The following is a 20,018-nucleotide window of genomic DNA, read 5'->3' as shown; positions in this document are numbered from 1 at the left end:
GTCAGGCGGGTACGCCCAGCGGGTCGTCCAGGACCGGTTGCCAGGCCAACTCCGCGGCGCCGACCAGGCTGTTGTGGTCCAGGCCGCAGGGCAGGATCGGCACCCCGCCGCTCTGGCCCCACAGGCTGCGCCCGGCGACGACCGCGCGCAGCCGCTCGGGGTCGGCGTCGAGGAGCGCCCGGTGCAGTCCGCCGAGGATGATGCGGTCCGGGTTGAGGATGTTCACCAGGCCCGCGAGGCCCAGGCCCAGGCGGTCGATGAGGGTCTCGGTGGCCGCGCGGACGGCCGGGTCGGCGTAGTGACCGCGGATCAGGTCGTAGGACTGCTGGAGCAGGGACACCTCGGGTCCCGGCTCTCGACCGGCCGCCGTGAGGAAGGCCAGCGGGTCGGTCTCCACGTCCAGGCAGCCTCGGCTGCCGCAGTGGCAGGGGCGGCCCTCGGGGTTGACGGCGAGATGGCCGACCTCCAGGGCCAGTCCCGAACTCCCGGTGTGCAGACGGCCGTCGAGGACCAGCGCCCCGCCGACCCCGCGGTGGCCGGTGGCCACGCACAGCAGGTCGCGGGCGCCGCGTCCGGCACCGTGGCGGTGCTCGGCGAGGGCGGCGAGGTTGACGTCGTTCGCGGCGAAGGCGGGTCCCTCGATGCCCGCGGCGCGCACCTGCCGCGCGAAGATCTCCCGCACGGGCGCGCCCGCCGGCCAGGCCAGGTGCAGCGGATTCAGGGCCAGGCCCTCCGGTTCCGCGACGGCGGACGGCACCGCGAGTCCGGCGCCGACGCAGCGCCGCCCGGTCTCCCGCAGGAGTCCCGCGCCCGCCTCGACGACGGAGCCGAGCACTTTCGCCGGGTCGGCGTCGACGACCTCGCAGCCGGGCGTGGTGGCGACGATCCGGCCGCCCAGGCCGACCAGGGCCGCGCGGAAACCGTCGGCGTGGATCTGGGCGGCGAGGGCGACGGGCCCGTCCTCGGCGACCGAGAGGCGGTGCGAGGGGCGGCCCTGGGAGCCCGCCGCCGCGCCGGGCCGGGCGTCCACCCGGATCAGGCCGAGCGCCTCCAGTTCGGCGGCGACCGCGCCGGCCGTGGCCCGGGTCACGCCCAGTTCCGCGGTGAGGACGGCCCGGGTGGGGGCGCGTCCGGTGTGCACGAGCTCCAACGCGGGTCCGAGCGCACCGCGCCCCCGGTCCAGCCGCGTCCTCGAGGTGGTCCCTTCCCCCGCCGCCCGGGGGTCCGCCTTGCCGCTCATGAGGGGGAGTCTCCCATGATCCGTCCCGCGCGGGTGACCTGGAGCCCACTGACCCGGAGCGTGATGTTCAGCCGTCCGGCGAGCCCCAACTCGGGCGGCGCGGTGCCCGGGTGCACCCTCGGCACCCCGTGGTACGCCAGCCGTGAGGGGCCGCCGAAGACGAACAGGTCGCCGCTGCGCAGCTCGGTGTCCGTGTAGGGGCGGGCGCGGGTCCCGGGGTTGCCGAAGCGGAAGACGCAGGTGTCGCCGAGGCTCAGGGAGACCACGGGCGCGTCGGAGCGCTCGTCGGCGTCGCGGTGCATCCCCATGCGGGCGTCCGCGTCATAGAAGTTGATCAGCGCGATGTCGTACGGCGCGGGTGCCACCGCTTCGGCGCCGAGCGCGTCGGTCACCGCCCGGCGGGCGAGGGCGTCGAGCCGGGCCGGGAAGGGCTTGACCGGGGCACCGTCCCCGTCCACGGCGGTCGGGGCGTAGCCGTACGGGTACCAGTGCCGGCCCAGGCAGACCTGCCGGGCGCTCATGGTGCCGCCGCCGGGGGTGCGCACGGTGCGCAGTCCGGCCGGGGGGCGGGCCCACTCGCGGCAGGCGTCCAGCAGCTCGCGCTGCCGTTCCGCGTCCAGCCAGTCCGGCACGTGGACGGCGCCGGGCGCGGTCTCGGCGCGGGTCCTGGGGAACAGCTCGGCGTCCATGGTCCCCATCCTGCCTCCGGTCCGTGCCCCACCGGGCGCGACCGGCACCGGGCCGTGGCTCGGCTAGCCTGGGCACACGATGAACGACCGCAGCCCGAGCGACCGCAGCTCCAGCGACCGCCGCATGCACGACCGCCCCGACCGCGACGACCGCGACGACCGCATGACCACGCCCTGGGGCGAGCACGTGCTCTCGCGCCACCCCGAGGACCCGCGTGACCGGCTCCGTGCCTGGGACGCGTCCGACGAGTACCTGCTGGGGCACCTCGCGGAGCGGGAGGTCCCGCTCGACGGCACGGTCGTGGTCGTCGGCGACCGCTGGGGAGCGCTGGTGACGGCGCTGGCGGCGCACCGGCCGGTGCAGATCACCGATTCGTACCTCGCCCGGGAGGCGACGCGGGCCAACCTGCGGCGCGCCGGTGTCGAGCCGGCCTCGGTGCGCCTGCTCACCACGCAGGACCCGCCGCCGGACCGCGTCGACGTCCTGCTGGTGCGGGTGCCGAAGAGCCTGGCGCTGCTGGAGGACCAGCTGCTGCGGCTGGCGCCCGCGCTGCACGAGGCGACGGTCGTGGTCGGCACCGGGATGGTGAAGGAGATCCACACCTCGACGCTCCGCCTGTTCGAGCGGATCGTCGGGCCGACCCGGACGTCCCTGGCCGTCAAGAAGGCCCGGCTGATCTTCGCCGAGCCCGATCCCGCGCTGAGGCGGCCGGCCAACCCCTGGCCGCTCATCTACCGGCTTCCCGACGACGTGGGGCCGCTCTCCGGGCGCCCCGTCGTCAACCACGCCGGGGTCTTCTGCGCCGACCGCCTCGACGTCGGCACCCGCTTCTTCCTCCGGCACCTGCCGGACACCGGGGGCCTGGGACGGGTGGTGGACCTGGGCTGCGGCAACGGTGTGGTCGGTACGGCGGTGGCGCTGGCCGATCCGGACGCCGAGGTGCTGTTCACCGACGAGTCGTTCCAGGCCGTGGCCTCGGCGGAAGCGACGTACCGGGCCAACGGGGCCGCGGGACGTGCGGAGTTCCGGGTGGGCGACGGGCTGGCCGGGGTGCCGGACGGCAGTGCCGGCCTGGTGCTGAACAACCCGCCGTTCCATTCCCACCAGGCGACGACCGACGCGACGGCGTGGCGGATGTTCACCGGGGCGCGGCGGGTGCTGCGCCCCGGCGGCGAACTGTGGGTGGTCGGCAACCGGCACCTGGGCTACCACGTCAAGCTGCGGCGTGTGTTCGGCAACAGCCGGCTGGTGGCGGGCGACCGGAAGTTCGTGGTGCTGAAGGCGGTCAAGGAGTAGCCGGAGGGGGCGGGGTCGGTGCGGGAGCGGTCCGGGCGACCACCCGGATGAGCGTCGCCACCGTGCGGACCATGGCCTCCCTCCCCGCGGTGAGGTAGCCGCGCGAGTCGACCGCCTCGGGCCGGGCGGCCAGGTGCTCCCTGATCGCACCGGTCATGGCGATGTTCAGCGCGGTGCCGACGTTGACCTTGGCGATGCCGCCCGCGACGGCCGCGGCGAGTTCGCCGTCCGGCACTCCGGAGGACCCGTGCAGCACGAGCGGCACGTCCAGGGCTCCGGAGAGTTCCTTGAGCAGGTCGTGGTCGAGGGCCGCGGTGCGCGTCGTCATGGCGTGCGAGCTGCCCACGGCGACGGCGAGCGCGTCCACCCCGGAGTCGGCGACGTAGGCGCGTGCCTCGGCGGGGTCGGTGCGGGCGCCGGGGGCGTGGGCGTCGAGCGGCGGGGCGCCGTCCTTGCCGCCGACCTCCCCCAGTTCGGCCTCGATCCACAGCCCGTGGGCGTGTGCCCAGTCGGCGGCGGCCCGGGTCGCCGCGAGGTTCTCGGCGTACGGCAGCCGGGCGGCGTCGTACATCACGGAGCTGAACCCGGCGTCCGGTGCCTGGCGCAGCAGGGCGTCGCTCTGGACGTGGTCGAGGTGCAGGGCGACGGGCACGCGGGCGCCCTCGGCGGCGGCGACGGCGGCGCGGGCCAGGGGCAGCAGACGGCCGTAGCGGTACTTCACGGCGTTCTCGCTGACCTGGAGGACGACGGGCGTCCGCGCGGACTCGGCGCCGGCGACGACGGCCTCGATGTGCTCCAGGGTGATGACGTTGAAGGCGGCGACGGCACAGCGGCCGGCCGCGGCGCGGCCGACCAGGTCGCCGGTGGTGGCGAGGGGCACGGTCTGTTTCCTTCCCGGGCGTGGGGCGTCAGGGGGCGAGGACGACCGAGCGGGTCAGGTGGCGCGGGCGGTCCGGGTCGAGTCCGCGCGCGGCGGCGACGGCGACGGCGAGCCGCTGGGCGCGCACCAGTTCGGCGAGCGGGTCCAGCCCGCCCGGCACCCACATCGCGCCGGTGTCGCGGACCTGCTCCGCCAGCCCCTCGGGCGCCTCGCCGAACATCCAGGTGGCGGTGCCGGCGGTGCTGATGCTGATGGGGCCGTGCCGGTACTCCATCGCCGGGTAGGCCTCGGTCCAGGACAGCGAGGCCTCGCGCATCTTGAGGCCGGCCTCGTTGGCCAGTCCGACGGTCCAGCCGCGGCCGAGGAAGGTGAACTGGGTGCGCTCGACGAGCCCTTCGGGCAGGGGGTCCGCGAGTGCGGTACGGGCGTCTTCGACGACCGCGTCCGTGTGCAGGCCGAGGTGGGCGCGGAGCAGCGTGAGCGCGGTGGTGGCGAACCGCGTCTGCACGACCGAGCGTTCGTCGGCGAAGTCGAGGACGACCACGTCGTCGGCGGCGGCCATGACCGGCGTCCGCGGGTCGGCGGTGAGCGCGACGGTGCGCGTGCGGCCCTTCAACTCGGAGAGCAGGCCCAGTACTTCGGTGGTGGTACCGGAGCGGGTGAGGGCCACGACCCGGTCGTAGGCCCGCCCGTGCGGGAACTCGGACGCGGCGAACGCGTCCGTCTCGCCCAGGCCCGCGTCCTCGCGCAGGGCCGCCGCCGACTGCGCCATGAAGTACGAGGTGCCGCATCCGACGATCGCCACCCGCTCCCCCGCCGCCGGGAGCGCGGCCGTGTGGCGTGCCGCCTCCTCGGCGGCACGCGTCCAGCACTCGGGCTGGCTGTTGAGCTCGTCCTCGACGTACGTCATGTCGCACACTCCCGGAACACAGGCTGATTGTTCCTGCAAGATATAGCGAGCTTTCGAGCACAATCAAGCAATTCGAGGGAACAGTGCGGTGCGCTAGGGTCGGCGGGGACCGAGGAACGGAGGCGTGGATGTCGCGCGACGCCCGCTGGAAGGCGCTGCTGGAGCTGCTCGTCGAGCGCGGCCGGCTGGACGTCGAGGAGGCGGCGACCGAGCTGGAGGTCTCGGCCGCGACGATCCGCCGCGACTTCGACCGGCTCGCCGAGCAGCAGATGCTCGTGCGCACGCGCGGCGGCGCGGTGGTCCACGGGGTGTCGTACGAACTGCCGCTGCGCTACAAGACAGCCCGCCGGGCCTCGGAGAAGCAGCGCGTCGCCCAGGCGGTCGCCGCCCTGGTGGCGCCCGGCGAGGCGGTGGGGCTGACGGGCGGCACGACCACCACGGAGGTGGCGCGCGCCCTGGCCGTGCGCGCCGACCTGGCCTCCGGCACCCCCGCGCTGACCGTGGTCACCAACGCGCTCAACATCGCCAACGAGCTGGCCGTCCGGCCACAGTTCAAGATCGTGGTGACCGGCGGGGTGGCCCGGGCCCAGTCGTACGAGCTGATCGGGCCGCTCGCGGACGGGGTGCTCGGCCAGGTGACGCTCGACGTGGCGGTGCTGGGCGTCGTCGCCTTCGACGTCGCGCACGGCGCCGCGGCGCACGACGAGGCGGAGGCCGCGATCAACCGGCTGCTGTGCGAGCGCGCCGAGCGGGTGGTCGTGGCCGCCGACTCCAGCAAGCTGGGCCGGCGGGCGTTCGCCCGGATCTGCGCCACCGAGTCGGTGGACACGCTGGTCACGGACGGGGCGGCCGACCCGGAACTGGTGCGGGCCTTCGAGGAGGCCGGGGTAGGGGTCGTGACGGCCTGACCGGCCCTCACGGCGGCGCCGCCGTCAGTGGCCGTGCCCCTCGGCGTGCTCCGTCCCCGGAGCCGATCCGGCGCGCACGGTGAACGCCGCGGTGTGGACCTCCCCGCGGTGCCGGAAGTCGAGGAAGAGGCGGTAGGTGCCGTCGCTGGGCGCGGTGGCCGTGAAGGAGATCTCCGGGCCGGGCCGGGTGGTTCCGTCGCCGGGTTCGCCGTTGGGGTGAACGTGGAGGTGGGCGAGGTCGCCGGAGCGCAGGGCGACGAGGTGGCCGTAGGCACCCAGGTAGGGCTGGAGGTCGTTGACGGGTTCGCCCGCGCGGGAGACCTTCAGCTTCAGCTCGCTCGCCCTGCCGGTGCGCAGAGTGCCGGCGAGTTCGACCTCGTAGCCGTCGGTCCGGACGGTGCCGCCCGGAGCCGGGAGCGGGGCCGGCGCGTAGCGGCCGGAGACGGCGAGGTCGGCACCGAGGGTGAGGTTCTCCGCACCCTTGCCCGCCGGGGTGAAGTCGGCGAAGACGCGGTAGCCGCCCGCCGCGGGGAGGTCGACGGGGGTGCTCCAGGTGCCGTCGGCGGCGCGGGTGGGGTGCAGGTGGCGGTAGGTGACGAGGTCGCGTGAGGCGAGGACGAGGTGCAGTTCCTTGTCGTGCTCGCGCTGGTACGCGGTGACGGCCTCGCCGTTCGAGTCCCGGACCGTGAAGCGCAGTTCGGCGCGCCGACCGGCCTGGACGCGCGGGGTGGCGAGGTCGAGGGTGTAGCCGTTCGCGGAGATCTCCAGGCCGCCGGCCGGGGAGCCGTCGTGGCCCGCGTGCCCCTCGCCCTCCTGCTGCCGCGCCGCCGGCTCGCCGTGCTCGTCGTGCGGCGCGGGTCCGCTCTCCGCGACGATCGGGTCCACGCCCCTGCCCACGCCGTAGGCGGTGCCGAAGGTCGCGGCCAGTGCGGCGGCGAACGCGGTGATCCTCAGTCCCGTGTGCATGGCGGTCGTCTCCTCGGGTGCTCGGGCCTCCGGCTCATACGGCGGCCTCTCCATGCACGTCACCATACCCCTAGGGGGTACTGAGTCAAGCGACGGGAGGACTTGCCTTCGGTACCCCCTAGGGGTATATATGGACCCACCGGGGCCGGATACCCCCGCCCCGTACCCGCCACTCACCCCCGGAGGAAGCCATGCCCTCGAACGTCACCGCCCCCGTGTCCACCACGTACGCCGTGGCCGGGATGTCCTGCGGTCACTGCAGCGCGACGCTCACCCGCGTCGTCGGCGAACTGGAGGGTGTCACCGGCGTCGACGTCGCGCTCGACACCGGCCGCGTCACCGTCACCTCCGCCGCCGAGCCGGACGACGCCGCGATCGCCGAGGTCGTCGACGAGGCCGGCTACGAGCTGACCGGCCGCGTCTGACCGACCCGCCCCCGTCGAACCGCAGCGCCGGGGCCCGTACGCCGGGCCCCGGCCGACGACCCCGCATCAGGAGCAGCCATGACCACCAGTACGACCAGCGCACCAGCCGAGGTGGAACTCGCCATCGGCGGCATGACCTGTGCCTCGTGCGCCGCCCGGATCGAGAAGAAGCTCAACCGGATGGAGGGGGTCACCGCCACCGTCAACTACGCGACGGAGAAGGCCAAGGTCAGCTACGCGGGCGACGTCTCGGTCCCGGAGCTGATCGCCACCGTCGAGGCCACCGGGTACACGGCCCGGGAACCCGAGCCGGTCCGCGCCGAGCCCGCGCCCGGCGCGCAGGGCGGTGAGCCCGCCGACGCGTTGCGGCCCCTGCGGGAGCGGCTGGTCACGGCCGTGGTGCTGGCGGTGCCCGTGATCGCGATGGCGATGGTGCCGGCGCTGCAGTTCGAGTACTGGCAGTGGCTGTCCCTCACCCTGGCGGCGCCCGTGGTCACCTACGCCGCCTGGCCGTTCCACAAGGCCGCCTTCACCAACGCGCGGCACGGCGCGGCCACCATGGACACGCTGATCTCGGTCGGCACGTCGGCGGCGTTCCTGTGGTCGCTGTGGGCGCTGTTCCTCGGCAGCGCGGGCACTGCGGGCATGACCCACCCCTTCGAGCTGACCATCGCCCGCAGCGACGGCTCCGGGAACATCTACCTGGAGGCCGCGGCAGGGGTGACCGCCTTCATCCTCGCCGGGCGCTACTTCGAGGCCCGCTCCAAGCGCAAGGCCGGTGCCGCGCTGAAGGCCCTGCTGGAGCTGGGCGCCAAGGACGTGACCGTACTGCGGGAGGGCCGTGAGGAGCGGATCCCGGTCGACGGGCTCAGGACCGGGGACCGCTTCCTGGTCCGCCCCGGCGAGAAGATCGCCACCGACGGCACGGTCGTCGAGGGCACCTCGGCCGTCGACGCGTCGATGCTCACCGGCGAGTCCGTCCCGGTCGAGGTCGGCGTGGGCGACACGGTCACCGGAGCGACCCTGAACGCGGGCGGCCGGCTGGTCGTCGAGGCGACGCGGGTCGGCGCGGACACCCAGTTGGCCCGGATGGCGAAGCTGGTCGAGGACGCGCAGAACGGCAAGGCCGCCGCCCAGCGGCTCGCCGACCGCATCTCCGCCGTCTTCGTCCCCGTCGTCATCGCCCTGGCCCTGGCCACCCTCGGCTTCTGGCTGGGCAACGGCTCCGGACCGGCCGCCGCGTTCACCGCCGCCGTCGCCGTGCTGATCATCGCCTGCCCCTGCGCCTTGGGCCTGGCCACTCCGACCGCGCTCATGGTCGGCACCGGGCGGGGTGCGCAGCTCGGCATCCTCATCAAGGGCCCGGAGGTCCTGGAGTCCACCCGCAAGGTCGACACCGTCGTCCTCGACAAGACCGGCACCGTCACCACCGGCCGCATGACGCTGCTCGCCGTGCACACCGCGGAGGGCACCGAGGAGGCCGACGTGCTGCGCCTGGCCGGGGCGTTGGAGCACGCCTCGGAGCACCCGATCGCCCGTGCGGTGGCCGCGGGAGCCGTCGAACGGGTCGGTGCGCTGCCCGCCCCCGAGGACTTCGCCAACGTGCCGGGGCTCGGCGTCCAGGGCGTGGTCGAGGGCCATGCGGTCCTGGTCGGCCGCGAGCAACTGCTCGCCGAGTGGGCCATGGAACTGCCCGTGGACCTGGCCCGCGCCAAGGCCGGGGCGGAGACGGCCGGCCGCACCGCGATCACCGTCGCCTGGGACGGCGAGGCCCGCGCGGTCCTGGAGGTCGCCGACGCGGTGAAGGAGACCAGCCCCGAGGCGATCGCCCGGCTGCGCGCCCTGGGCCTGACGCCCGTCCTGCTGACCGGTGACAACGCGGCGGTGGCCGCCTCCGTCGCCCGCGAGGTCGGCATCGACGCCGAGCACGTCGTCGCGGAGGTGATGCCCGAGGACAAGGTCGACGTCGTCAAGCGCCTGCAGGGCGAGGGACGTTCGGTGGCGATGGTCGGCGACGGGGTCAACGACGCCGCCGCGCTCGCCCAGGCCGACCTGGGGCTCGCCATGGGGACCGGCACCGACGCGGCCATCGAGGCGGGCGACCTCACCCTGGTCCGCGGCGACCTGCGCGCCGCCGCCGACGCCATCCGCCTCGCCCGCAGGACGCTCGGCACCATCAGGACCAACCTGTTCTGGGCCTTCGCCTACAACGTCGCCGCCCTGCCGCTCGCCGCGGCCGGACTCCTCAACCCGATGATCGCCGGGGCGGCCATGGCCTTCTCCTCCGTCTTCGTCGTCGGCAACAGCCTGCGGCTGCGGGGCTTCAGGGCCGCGGGCCGACCCGCCGCCACCACTCGTACGGCGTGAGGGCCGCAGGCCGACTCCGGCAGGGGTCGGCCTGCGGTCACCGCGCCGTTCTCCGCACCGGGTCGGTCCTGGCCGCACCCCGTGCCGTCCCCCGGACGGGCCCCGCCCACGCGCCGCCCGGTCCGGGCGCGACCAGGATGGTCAGGGTCCCCTCTCCCCGCGGAGCAGGAGCCCATGACCGAACCGACCGACGCCGACGGCCGCACCCCGGGCCCGCTCGGGCCGGCTCCCGCCCCGGGGTCCGCGCGCGGGCGGGCCGTCGCGGCCGTCCTCGCCGATCTGCGTGCCGTGGACGGCGCGCTGTACGCCGCGGTGGCCGCCACGTCCACCCCCACGCTCGACCGGGCGTTGCGGCGCCTGTCCCACGCGGCGGACCATTCGAAGATCTCGCTCGGGATCGCGGCCGTGCTCTCCCTGGGCGGGGCCCGGGCGCGGCGGGCGGCCCTGGCCGGGATCGGGGCCGTCGCCGTGGCGTCGGCCTCCGCGAACCTGCTGGGCAAACGGCTGGTGCACCGGGCGCGGCCGGACCGGGAGGCGGCACGGGTGACCGTGGACCGGTACGTGCCCATGCCCGCGTCGGCGTCGTTCCCGTCGGGGCACACGGCCGCGGCGGTGGCGTTCGCCACGGCCGTCGGCGTCGTCCTGCCCGAGGCCGCCGTACCGCTCGGCGTGCTGGCGGGCGCCGTCGGCTACTCCCGGGTCCACACCGGCGTGCACTACCCGGGCGACGTCGCCGCGGGCGCCGTTGTGGGCGTGGCCGGCGGGGCCGTCGCGCTGGCGGCGGTGTCCCGTCAGCCGAACACCTTCACGGCCTGGTAGTACGTCCACGCCGTGCTGTTGCAGGCGGTCCTGGTGGCGCCGCCGTAACCGGCGCAGACACGCTTGAGGTCCTCGTAGAAGGCGCTGTCCAGGCGGGACTTGTGGGCGCTGAAGGTGCCGAGGGCCTTGTAGTTGCGATAGCCGAAGTCGTGCCGGGCGCAGGAGGTGCTGAAGGGGAAGCCGAACGGGTTGTCCGGCGAGGAGGAGCAGTAGTCGGTGGTCCAGTCGAACCCGTAGGCGGACCAGGCGGACTTGTCGGCCCGCGCCGCGTTCCAGGCGGTGTAGCTGGACGCGCTGGTCTGCGTCCAGTTCGCGAGGACCTGGGCCTTGTCGGAAGGAGCGGCTTCGGCGGTCGCGGCGCCGGCGACGACGGTGGTCACGGCCAGCGCGGCGGCCGTGAGTCCGGTGGCGAGTCTGCGGTGCATCCCACACCTCCATGAGGCCGCGGCCCGCCCCTCGGGCCGCAGGTTCATGTCAAGATGATGCGCACCGGGACCACCGGTTCACACCTCCGGTGGCCCAACTCGTCGTGAACGCTCGGGTTTTCGAGCGCTAAGCGCGCTCTCCGGGCGCCCAGTCGGGGTGGTCGCCGTGCATGGCGGTGTAGAAGGGGTCGCCGGAAGCGATCTCACCGGCGCCCACCGGCCGTCCGGTGAAGGCCGCCTTGTACAGGGCCGCGGCGAACTCCAGCGTGGCGCGGGCCTCGACGCCGCTGCCCGGCGGCCTCACCCCGGCGTCCCAGGCGTCCAGCACGGCACCGAGCTGCGCCGTGTGGGAGCTGGGCACGTCGGCTCCGGGAGTGCGCCAGGCGGCCGCGCGTGCGGCCGCGACGTGCCGGGCCGGAGTGTAGGTCCAGTCGTCGTTGCGATGCCCGTACAGGTGCGTCAACTCCACCGTCGCGTCGGCGCAGTCGACGCGTATCCGGCTCGTCTCGTCCGGCGAGAGCACGCTGTTGACGACAGTGGCGAGGGCACCGCTCTCGAAGCGCACCAGGGCGGTGGAGACGTCCTCGCTCTCGGTGTCGTGCACCAGCCGCGAGGCCATGGCCCGTATCTCCGCCCAGGGGCCGAGCAGATGGAGCAGCAGGTCGTACTGGTGGATGCCGTGCCCCATGGTCGGCCCGCCGCCCTCGGTGGACCAGCGTCCGCGCCAGGGCACCGCGTAGTACGCGGCGTCGCGGTGCCAGGTCGTCTGGCAGTGGGCGACCAGCGGCGCGCCCAGCTCACCGCTCGCGATCAGCTCGCGGGCGTGCGCGGCACCGGAGCCGTACCGGTGCTGGAAGATCACGGACGCGTACGCCCCGGACGCCTCCTCGGCCGCCGCGACGGCGTCGTACTCGGCGAGGGAGAGGCACAGCGGCTTCTCGCACAGCACCCAGGCACCCGCCTTCAGCGCGGCCACCGTCTGCTCCCGGTGCAGCGACGGCGGCGTCCCGACCAGGACCAGGTCGGGCCGTACGGCGTCCAGCATGGCGCCCGTCGACGTGTACCCCGCGACCTCGCCGGGCGCCACGGCGAGGAAGGCGTCGAGCCGCTCCGGGTCCACGTCGACGGCGGCGACCAGTTCGGTGCGGTCGGCGTGAGCGGCGAGAGCGGGCAGATGGCCGCCGGTGACGATGGCACCGGTGCCGATCACCGCGACCCGGCGGCGGGCGGGGCGTGGGGACATGCGGTCCTCCTCGGACGGCGGGGCGCACGCGCGCACCGTGCCGTACCGTGCGGCGCTACACCCTGTAGAAAGCGCTTTCAGACAGGGTCGACCATAGGCGGACGGCAATGCCCCGGACAACCCCCACCGTTTGCGGGCCCGGCGCACGGCTGGTCGACTGTCGCGGGGGGAACCGGCGCCGGCCGCACCGCGCCGGTCCGTCCTTCAGTCCTCTCCGGAAGGAGTCCAGGCGTGAGTTCCCCGAAGCCGAAACCCCCGTCGTCCGCGGACCAGCGGTCGGACGGCAGCCAGCCCTGGCTGCACCAGAAGGGCCGGACCATTCAGGAGTTCGGCACCGTCAAGCAGTTCCCCGTGGCCCTGACCATGGACACCCGCCTCTACTCCTGCCAGCGGCTCAACAAGGTCCTGGCGGACACCCGGATCCTGCACGACCTGTACAAGAAGTACCACTGGCTGATGCGGGGGGCGACGTTCTACCAGCTGCACCTGCTGCTGGACAAGCACGCGGGCGAGCAGCTCGAACTGATCGACACCGTCGCCGAACGCGTCCAGACCCTCGGCGGTGTCGCGGTGGGCGACCCCCGGCACGTCGCCGAGATCACCACCGTGCCGCGTCCGCCGGACGGGGTGGAGGAGGTGCCCTCGATGCTCTCGCGGCTGCTGGAGGCGCACGAGCTGATCCTCACCGAGTGCCACGACGCGGCGGCCCGCACCCAGGAGTACGGCGACGACGGCACCAACGACCTCCTGGTCTCCGAGGTCGTGCGCACCAACGAACTCCAGGCGTGGTTCGTGGCGGAACACCTCGTGGACACGCCGCTGGTCCACTCCTGACCCCGTCGGACATGGCGCACACGTCCCAGGAGACCGAGTCCCCGGCGCACGGGCGGTGGTCCGCGTTCCGGCAGTCGCCGTTCTGGCCGGCCACCGTCCTGGTGCTGATCCTCGCGGCCGCCGCGGGCCTCTTCGCGGGCTCGTACACCTACTCGATGGCGAACCCGACGCCGCGCCTGATCCCCACGGCCATGGTCGGCTCGTACGAGTCGGCGCGCGCCCAGGCCTACCTCCGCGGACTGGAGGAGGCGCTGGACACCTCGGTGCGGGTGCATCCGTACCGGACCCGGGCCGCGGCCCGCGAGGCGATCGAGCAGCAGGAGGTCTTCGCGGTCTTCGAGCTGCGCGACGGCGGGCGGAGCGCCCTGCTCGACGTGTCCGGCGCGTCCGGCGCCTCGGTCGCCGAACTGCTCTCCCAGACGGCGCCGGCCGTGGGGAAGAAGCTCGGCGTCCAGGTCGCCGTGCGGGACGTCAATCCCCTGCAGCGGGGCGACCCGCGGGGGCTGGCGATCTTCTACATCTCGTTGGCCGCCGTGATCATCGGCTTCGTGGGGGCGATCCAGCTCAGCGTGCACGCGCGCTCGCTCACCCCGTTCGAGCGCATCCTGTTCACGGCGGCCTACGCGCTGCTCGGCGGGTTCGTCATCGCCGCCACGGTGGACTGGCTGCTGGGCGCGCTGGACCTGCCGTTCGCCGAGTCGTGGCTCATCCTGGCGCTCACGATGTTCGTGTCCGGCATGGTCTTCACCATGTTCAACACCCTGTTCGGCCGCTGGGCGATGCTGCCCACCTGGGGCCTGATGGTGATCATCGGCAACCCCTCCTCCGGCGGGGCGGTGTCCTGGCCGCTGCTGCCGTCACCGCTCGGGGTGATCGGCCGGTGGCTGCCGCCCGGGGCCTCGGTCAACGCCCAGCACACCGCGGTGTACTTCCAGGGCTACCAGCACCTGTTCCCCTTCCTGGTGCTGGCCGGGTGGGCGCTGCTGTCCTGCACGGTCTTCTGGGTCTGGCGGCACCGGCACCCCGGCGGGCGGGAGAAGGAGCCGCCGGAGGCCGAGCCCGAGACCGCCGAGTCCTGACGGTCCGCCGGTCTCAGGGGGAGGTCAGGGCACGGCAGGCCATCTGGAGGGCGAGCCGGTTGCTGGGGTCGTCCAGAGGGACGCCGAGCCGTTCGCGGACCTGACGCAGCCGGGCGGCGACGGTGTTGCGGTGCAGGCCGAGGGCGCGGGCGGTGGCGGCGGCGGAGCCGCCGTGCTCGAGGAAGACCCGCAAGGTGGTGAGCAGGTGGGCTTGCTCGGGGCCGCCCAGCGGGGCGAGCGCGGTCTCGGCGAAGGCGCGGGTGATGTCGGACTGCTGCCAGGCGGCCAGCAGCCTGCCCACGCCGAGTTCGTCGGTGTGTTCCACGGACGGCCGGACGTCCCTGGCGGCCGCGAGCCGGGCCGCGTTGCGGGCCTCGGTCAGGGTGTCGGCCAGGCCGCCGGGGCCCTGGCGGGGCCTGCCGATGCCGGCCACCAGCCGCCAGCCCGTGGGAAGTTCGGCGAGCGCCCGGCGCACCCGGCGCAGCAGCTGGCGGGGTTCGTCGTCGGCGGGCCGGGGGCCGCTGCTGGACCACAGCGCCCAGTCGCCGTCGCCCTCCGCCACCGCCTGGGCGGTGACGCCGTGTCGGGACAGGGCGGCGAGCAGCGGTGCGGGGACGGTGTCGGGACGGTCCGCCGCGGGCGGTTTCTCGGCGCGCACGGCCAGGCCCACGTGCCAGTCCTCCAGCCGCCAGCCCAGCGCGACCGCCTGCTCGACGACCTCCCGGCTGACGGTCCCCCGGCCGGTGACGACCTCCGCCAGCAGGCGGCGGCGGACGGCGCTGTCGTGGTCGGCCCGGGTGCGGGCTCCGGCGAGCCAGGACCGGACGAAGGGTTCGAGCAGGGCGAGGCCCAGCGCGACGGTGTCGGCGCGGTCCTCGTCGGCCCGTTCGAAGGGCCACACCAGCCAGGCGGTGACCGGCGCCGTACCGCCCGGCAGGTGCCCGGCGAACGGGACGGCGTGCACGGGGTGGGCCAGCAGACCGGGGGTGCGCTGGGGCACGGCCAGCTCCGGGCGCAGGGCGTCCGGCACCACCGGGTCGCCGACGATGGCTCCGCCGTCGGGGGTGACGAGGCTGACGTCGGCGGCGAGCACGGCACGGGCGACGGCGATCAGCTCCGGTCCCTCCGTGCGGGTGGCGAGGCGGCGGAGCAGGTTCTCGACGGTGCGGGCCCGCGTCACCTCGGGGGCACGGACCCGCAGGGTGAGGTCGAGGGCGAGGCGGAACGGGTCGTCGGTGGCGACCCACAGCACGGGGATCCGCAGCCGGTCCGCCAGTCGTACGGCGGACAGCGGGGGGCCGGCCGCGCCGTCGGCCGTGACGCACAGCGCCGCGGCTCCGGCCTCCTGGGCGCGGCGGACGAGGGCGTCGAGCCGGTAGGCGGGGGTGGCGTCCCCCTGGGCGCAGAGCACCAGGTGGCCGTCGACCGGGGCGAGGGCACCGCGGTGGACGGTGACATCACGCACGGCCCGCTCCAGCCCGGCGTGTCCGGCCAGCGTGCGGGCTCCCGCGAGCACGGGGTCGGCCAACAGGTCGGCAACGCTCGCTACGGCGGTCACGACGGCCCCCACACCGAGACGGCACCGGGCCCCGGGCGGCCCGCGACCGGACCGGCGGGCGGCCCCGGGCCGAGACCGCAAGCACGCCCGTCGACCAGGGGCTCCGCCCCGGCAGGCCACCCGTGCGAAGACGCAAGGCGCAGCACGATCAGGCGGCCGCCGGTACGGAGCCGGGAGGCGACGCTCAAGGCCGCGGTCAGGACCGGCCCCGCGCCGAGCCGGCACCAAGACCCGCGACCGGGCCGGTGGACGGCCCCCGAGCCGAGACCGAAAGCAGCGACACCCACCAGGGGCCCCACCCCAGCACGCCACACAGACACGGACCCGAACAGCAACGACACCACACGACCGCCACCACGGCACCGGGCAACGGCACTCACAGCCGGGATCACGACCGGCCCCCCGGCGAGCCGGCGACCGGGCCCGCGACCGAAACGGTGGACGGCCCCCGAGCCGAGACCGAAAGCAGCGACACCCACCAGGGGCCCCACCCCAGCACGCCACACAGACACGGACCCGAACAGCAACGACACCACACGACCGCCACCACGGCACCGGGCGACGGCACTCACAGCCGGGATCACGACCGGCCCCCCGGCGAGCCGGTAACCGGGCCCGCGACCGGAACGGTGGACGGCGCCAGGTCGAGACCGAAAGCGGTGGGGCCGACCAGGGGTTCCGCCTCGGCGGGCCAAGCATGGAGGGACGGGAGACGGAGCAGGATCAGGTGGCCGCCGGTGCGGAGCTGGTCGGCGCGCAGGGGGCGGCGGCCGCTGGGGTCGACGGCGGCGATGATCTGCGGGGCGGCGGCCCGGGTGACGCCGTCGACCGTGACGGCCAGGTACTCGTCCAGGAGGTCCACCCGGACCACGGCGCCGGTACGCCCGTCGGTGAGGGTCGCCCACCCGGGGGTGAGGTCCTGGCGGGGGGCCAGCTCCTCGACGCGGCCGGCCGCGAGCAGTTCGGCGCCGAGGGCGTCGGCCAGGCCCTCGGGCGTGCCGCCCGCCTCCCGCGCGGTGAGGAGGCGGTCGCCGAGTCCGAGGCAGGCGGAGACGGAGCCGCGCACCCCGATCGCCGCGAGCCGGGCGGCGGGCAGGGGGTGGACGGCGAGGGCGGCGGCCCCGCCGAGGGCGAGGACGTTGGCGCGCAGCAGCCGTTCGGCCAGGCGGCGTGAGCACTGCCGGACGACGACGGTGTTCCCGCCGGGGCCGACCAGGACGAGCGGCGCCGGGTCCACCCCGGCCACGGCGGCCACGGTCTGGTCGATGCGGGGGAAGGCCCGCCCCATGAGGTCGCCGTCGACGAGCGGCAGGCCGAGCCGGGCGGCCGCGACCGCGGCGACGACGGCGTTGAGGCCGCCGATCTCGATGACCCCGACCGCGCCCGCCGATCCGCCCACCACCTCGGCGGCGGTGCGTACGGCGTCGGCGAAGTCGTCGGGGTCGGCGAGCCGTTCGGCCAGTACGTCGGGGGCGCCGACGAGCCCGGCGTGCACCACCAGGGTGTCCGGCGCCAGCGCCGCCGCGGGAAGCAGCGGCACCGGCGCCCCGGCCAGCTCGCCGCTCAGCAGCAGCGCGCCGGTGGCCACCTCTCCCCCGCCGCCGGAGCCGAGCAGGGTCGCTCCGGCGGCCAGCGCCGGCACCCGCGCGGCGGTCAGCGGCGCGGGAGACACGGGCGAGGGGGCCTCGGCGGACGTGCGGGTCACCCTTCGATCATCACACTTCGGCGCCCCGGAACGGGACGTACTCGTGCGCGTAACCGAAGTAGCCGGGTCCGGCCAGGTCGAGCCCCTCGGGGGCGCGCCAGCGCGGGTCGCAGGGCACGCCGAGGACGCTGACCCGCAGACCGTAGCGGAGCGTCTCGGTGGTGACCGGTTCGCCGGAGTCGGTGTCGAGGACGCAGATCAGGTCGGGGACGCTGACAACGACCTCGCCGTCGCGGGTGGCGACCAGGTTCTCGTTCTGGAAGGACAGCTCCAGCACGGACCCGGTGTCGGCGTCGAGGCCGGTGAGCCGGGCCGTGCCGCGGGCGAAGCCACCCGTCGTGGTGCGCTGCACGTCCCCGATCTTCCCGGTGAAGACCGTCCGGCCGCCGAGGACACCGGACGCCGCCGCCACCGGATCCTCGTGGCCCTCGCGGGCCTCGCGGATGGCCCGGCCGACCCGCTCGCACAGGGTCAGGGTGCCGGGCACCAGGTGGTCCTTGGCCTGGCGGCCGGTGAGGGCGTAGAGGCTGACCGCGGCGCTGCAGCCCATCTCGACGGTGGCGGCGCGGGCGAGGCGTTCCGCCCACGCGTTGCCGTCGGTGCGCAGGGTGACGGAGTTGCCGCGCTCGTCGGCGAGCGCCATCGGGGACGCCTGCACACCGCCCAGGGTGGGCAGCAGCATCTGCAGCTCGGGGAAGGCACGGCCCATGCCGTCGGCGTCGATCAGCGGGACGCCCGCCTCGGCGGCGGCGACGAACGGCGACATGGAGTTCAGGCCGCCCGCCTCGATGGAGACGGTGTGGGTGGCCCTGCGGCCCAGGAGTTCCTCCAGAGCCCGCATGGCGCCGATGATCTCGTCGCCCGAGGGGAGCTTCTCCAGCATCACCGTGGGCGCCCCCATGAAGGCGGTCGGGACGATGAACGCCCCGTCGTCGATCTCGTCGAGGCCGAGGAGGGTGACGGGACCGTTCCGCTTCAGCGCCTGCTCGGCGAGGAGGCGGCCGACGAACGGGTCGCCGCCTCCCCCGGTGCCGAGCACGGCGGCCCCGCGGGCGAGGTCGGGCAGGTGGTCGGCGGTGATCTCACGCACGGGGGCCTCCCAGGCTCAGCTCTCCGACGGCCTTGACCCGGATCCGGGTGGCGTTGCCCGGCAGGTAGGCCAGCGGTACTTCCTCGATGTCGACGATCTCGACGGAGCCCGGCCGGGCTCCGGCGGCCACCGCTCGGTCGACGGCCTCCTGACGGGCCTCGTCGAGCACGGTGTCGCGCTGCTGCGGTACGACCGAGTAGACCCGGTCGACCTCGCCGCCGACCTGGGCGATCGCCGCGCCGATGGCGTTGGCCACGGCGAAGTGGTCGGGGCGCACCACGCGGGACGCGCCCGCGAGGTCCTCGGGCACCAGGATGCTGCCGCCGCCGACGGCGACGACGGGCACCGGTTCGGCGGAGGCCCGCATCCGGTCGACGACCTCGGCGAGCCGGTCGTCGACGAAGCGCAGGGCGGCGTCCACCACGCTCCTGTCGAGGTGGGCGACGAGCGAGGCGTCCCCCACCTCGGCGCGCCCGCCGGCCACCGCGACGTCGGTGGCGGTGAGGCGGGTGCCGCCGAAGACGAGGGCCTCCTGGGCGAGCCGGTAGCCGACGCTGGCGGGGCCGACGGCGGTGCCGGACGCCTGGTGCAGGACGTGGCTGCCACCGCCGATGCCGATCGAGAGCACGTCGGGCATGCGGAAGTTGGTCTGCACGCCGGCCACGTTGACGTCCGTGGACGCCTCGCGCGGGAAGCCCTGCTGGAGGATGCCGACGTCGCTGGTGGTGCCGCCGATGTCGACGACGGCGCAGGACGGCAGCCGGGACAGGAACGCGGCGCCGCGCATGGAGTTGGTCGGTCCCGAAGCGAAGGTCGCCACCGGGTAGCGGCGGGCGTAGTCGACGTCCATCAGGGTGCCGTCGTTCTGGCTGAGGAAGACCGGCGCGTTGATGCCGGCCTCCGCGACCGTGCGGAGCAGTCCGGTGGCGACCTGGTCGGCGAGGCCGCGCAGGGCGGCGTTGACGACGGTGGCGTTCTCCCGGCCGAGCAGGCCCATGCGGCCGATCTCGTGGGAGAGGCTCACCGGGGCGCCGGGCAGTTGCTCGGCGATGATCTCGGCGGCACGGGTCTCGAACTCCGCGTTGACCGGGGAGAAGACGGAGGACAGCGCGAAGGAGGTGGCGCCGGCGGCCACCGCGCGGTCCAGGACCGCGCGGAACTCGGCCTCGTCGAAGGCCGCGATCGGGGTGCCGTCGTACTCGTGTCCGCCGTGGCACAGATGGCTGTGGCCGCCGATCGCGGTGACCAGGCGGTCGGGCCAGTCGACCAGCGGGGGCAGGGCGCGCGTGGCGGGCAGCCCGAACCGGATGGCGGCGGTCTGCGCCAGGCGTTCGCCCTCCACCAGCGCGTTGATGAAGTGGGTGGTGCCGATCATCACCGCCTGGACGGCGGCCGGGTCGAAGCCGGTGGCCTGCCGGAGGTCGCCGAGGGCGGTGACGATGCCGCCGGTGACGTCGGCCGTGGTGGACGCCTTCACGGCGCCCAGCACGCGGTCGCCGTCGATGAGGACGGCGTCGGTGTTGGTGCCGCCCACGTCGATGCCCAGTCGGAGCATGTGGGTTGTCCTGCCTTTCTCTTTCGGT

18 protein-coding genes are annotated in these 20,018 nt (G+C 74.8%); 7 read left to right on the top strand and 11 right to left on the bottom strand.

All coding sequences use genetic code 11. The features are described 5' to 3' along the window. Position 1 precedes the first annotated feature (1 nt). Both Sdi02f_RS26855 and Sdi02f_RS26850 read right to left on the bottom strand, forming a co-directional pair. A complete protein-coding gene (locus Sdi02f_RS26855) occupies positions 2-1,240 on the bottom strand; it encodes an ROK family protein (RefSeq protein WP_030398848.1) in 1,239 nt (412 codons plus the stop codon). Beyond that, entirely contained in the window at positions 1,237-1,929 is a 693-nt protein-coding gene (locus tag Sdi02f_RS26850) for an alpha-ketoglutarate-dependent dioxygenase AlkB family protein (RefSeq protein WP_051783105.1), read from the bottom strand. The genes Sdi02f_RS26855 and Sdi02f_RS26850 overlap by 4 nt, the downstream gene beginning before the upstream one ends. A 163-nt stretch (positions 1,930-2,092) precedes the next feature. Here Sdi02f_RS26850 and Sdi02f_RS26845 point away from each other — a divergent pair, with 163 nt between their 5' ends. Next, complete coding sequence (locus tag Sdi02f_RS26845) at positions 2,093-3,226, top strand: methyltransferase (protein WP_053639891.1); 1,134 nt, start codon at positions 2,093-2,095, stop codon at positions 3,224-3,226. Here the strand turns inward: Sdi02f_RS26845 and Sdi02f_RS26840 are convergent. Both Sdi02f_RS26840 and Sdi02f_RS26835 read right to left on the bottom strand, forming a co-directional pair. Further along, positions 3,216-4,106 (bottom strand): class II fructose-bisphosphate aldolase, encoded by an 891-nt coding sequence (locus tag Sdi02f_RS26840; RefSeq protein ID WP_030398845.1) that lies wholly within the window; start codon positions 4,104-4,106, stop codon positions 3,216-3,218. The two genes, Sdi02f_RS26845 and Sdi02f_RS26840, sit on opposite strands and share 11 nt — an antisense overlap. A gap of 28 nt (positions 4,107-4,134) precedes the next feature. Further along, positions 4,135-5,016, bottom strand: coding sequence for an SIS domain-containing protein (locus tag Sdi02f_RS26835; protein ID WP_031184437.1), 882 nt, complete (start codon positions 5,014-5,016; stop codon positions 4,135-4,137). A gap of 128 nt (positions 5,017-5,144) precedes the next feature. Between Sdi02f_RS26835 and Sdi02f_RS26830 the strand changes: the two genes are divergently transcribed. Then, a complete protein-coding gene (locus tag Sdi02f_RS26830; protein ID WP_030398843.1) occupies positions 5,145-5,924 on the top strand; it encodes a DeoR/GlpR family DNA-binding transcription regulator in 780 nt (259 codons plus the stop codon). A 24-nt stretch (positions 5,925-5,948) separates the two neighbouring features. On the opposite strand, the gene Sdi02f_RS26825 is transcribed toward Sdi02f_RS26830, so the two are convergent. Beyond that, positions 5,949-6,890 (bottom strand): DUF8832 domain-containing protein, encoded by a 942-nt coding sequence (locus Sdi02f_RS26825; RefSeq protein ID WP_031184436.1) that lies wholly within the window; start codon positions 6,888-6,890, stop codon positions 5,949-5,951. Between the two features lie 191 nt (positions 6,891-7,081). Between Sdi02f_RS26825 and Sdi02f_RS26820 the strand changes: the two genes are divergently transcribed. The 3 genes from Sdi02f_RS26820 to Sdi02f_RS26810 all read left to right on the top strand — a co-directional run bounded on the left by Sdi02f_RS26820 (position 7,082) and on the right by Sdi02f_RS26810 (position 10,501). Beyond that, positions 7,082-7,315, top strand: coding sequence for a heavy-metal-associated domain-containing protein (locus tag Sdi02f_RS26820; RefSeq protein ID WP_030398841.1), 234 nt, complete (start codon positions 7,082-7,084; stop codon positions 7,313-7,315). 78 nt (positions 7,316-7,393) lie between these two features. Next, entirely contained in the window at positions 7,394-9,682 is a 2,289-nt protein-coding gene (locus Sdi02f_RS26815) for a heavy metal translocating P-type ATPase (protein WP_030398840.1), read from the top strand. Positions 9,683-9,856: 174 nt separating this feature from the next. Further along, positions 9,857-10,501 (top strand): phosphatase PAP2 family protein, encoded by a 645-nt coding sequence (locus Sdi02f_RS26810; protein ID WP_108934175.1) that lies wholly within the window; start codon positions 9,857-9,859, stop codon positions 10,499-10,501. Here the strand turns inward: Sdi02f_RS26810 and Sdi02f_RS26805 are convergent. Both Sdi02f_RS26805 and Sdi02f_RS26800 read right to left on the bottom strand, forming a co-directional pair. Continuing rightward, a complete protein-coding gene (locus tag Sdi02f_RS26805) occupies positions 10,474-10,926 on the bottom strand; it encodes a phospholipase (protein ID WP_030398838.1) in 453 nt (150 codons plus the stop codon). The genes Sdi02f_RS26810 and Sdi02f_RS26805 overlap by 28 nt on opposite strands. 127 nt (positions 10,927-11,053) lie before the next feature. Next, the gene (locus Sdi02f_RS26800) at positions 11,054-12,169 is read right to left on the bottom strand and encodes a Gfo/Idh/MocA family protein (protein WP_053639846.1); all 1,116 of its coding nucleotides are present in this window, start codon (positions 12,167-12,169) and stop codon (positions 11,054-11,056) included. A 231-nt stretch (positions 12,170-12,400) separates the two neighbouring features. On the opposite strand from Sdi02f_RS26800, the gene Sdi02f_RS26795 reads away from it, so the two are divergent. Continuing rightward, complete coding sequence (locus tag Sdi02f_RS26795) at positions 12,401-13,003, top strand: Dps family protein (RefSeq protein WP_030398836.1); 603 nt, start codon at positions 12,401-12,403, stop codon at positions 13,001-13,003. 11 nt (positions 13,004-13,014) lie between these two features. Further along, a complete protein-coding gene (locus Sdi02f_RS26790) occupies positions 13,015-14,082 on the top strand; it encodes an ABC-2 transporter permease (protein ID WP_108934174.1) in 1,068 nt (355 codons plus the stop codon). A gap of 13 nt (positions 14,083-14,095) precedes the next feature. Here Sdi02f_RS26790 and Sdi02f_RS35970 read toward each other — a convergent pair whose 3' ends face one another. From Sdi02f_RS35970 to Sdi02f_RS26765, 4 genes are all read right to left on the bottom strand, one after another. Further along, positions 14,096-15,640 carry a helix-turn-helix domain-containing protein gene (locus tag Sdi02f_RS35970; RefSeq protein ID WP_164366639.1) on the bottom strand — a complete coding sequence of 515 codons (1,545 nt, stop codon included), beginning with the start codon at positions 15,638-15,640 and terminating at the stop codon, positions 14,096-14,098. 580 nt (positions 15,641-16,220) lie between these two features. Beyond that, positions 16,221-17,345 carry a DUF917 domain-containing protein gene (locus Sdi02f_RS26775; protein ID WP_108934173.1) on the bottom strand — a complete coding sequence of 375 codons (1,125 nt, stop codon included), beginning with the start codon at positions 17,343-17,345 and terminating at the stop codon, positions 16,221-16,223. 10 nt (positions 17,346-17,355) lie between these two features. Then, complete coding sequence (locus Sdi02f_RS26770) at positions 17,356-18,435, bottom strand: S-methyl thiohydantoin desulfurase family protein (protein ID WP_030398832.1); 1,080 nt, start codon at positions 18,433-18,435, stop codon at positions 17,356-17,358. Then, positions 18,428-19,990 carry a hydantoinase/oxoprolinase N-terminal domain-containing protein gene (locus Sdi02f_RS26765; protein WP_108934172.1) on the bottom strand — a complete coding sequence of 521 codons (1,563 nt, stop codon included), beginning with the start codon at positions 19,988-19,990 and terminating at the stop codon, positions 18,428-18,430. Before Sdi02f_RS26765 ends, Sdi02f_RS26770 begins: the two co-directional genes overlap by 8 nt. Positions 19,991-20,018 lie beyond the last annotated feature (28 nt).

It is taken from the genome of Streptomyces ardesiacus (assembly GCF_003112575.1).
GTDB classification, from domain to species: domain Bacteria; phylum Actinomycetota; class Actinomycetes; order Streptomycetales; family Streptomycetaceae; genus Streptomyces; species Streptomyces ardesiacus.
Note: the sequence above shows the minus strand (reverse complement) of the source record. Positions and strands in the feature narration are given on the sequence as shown.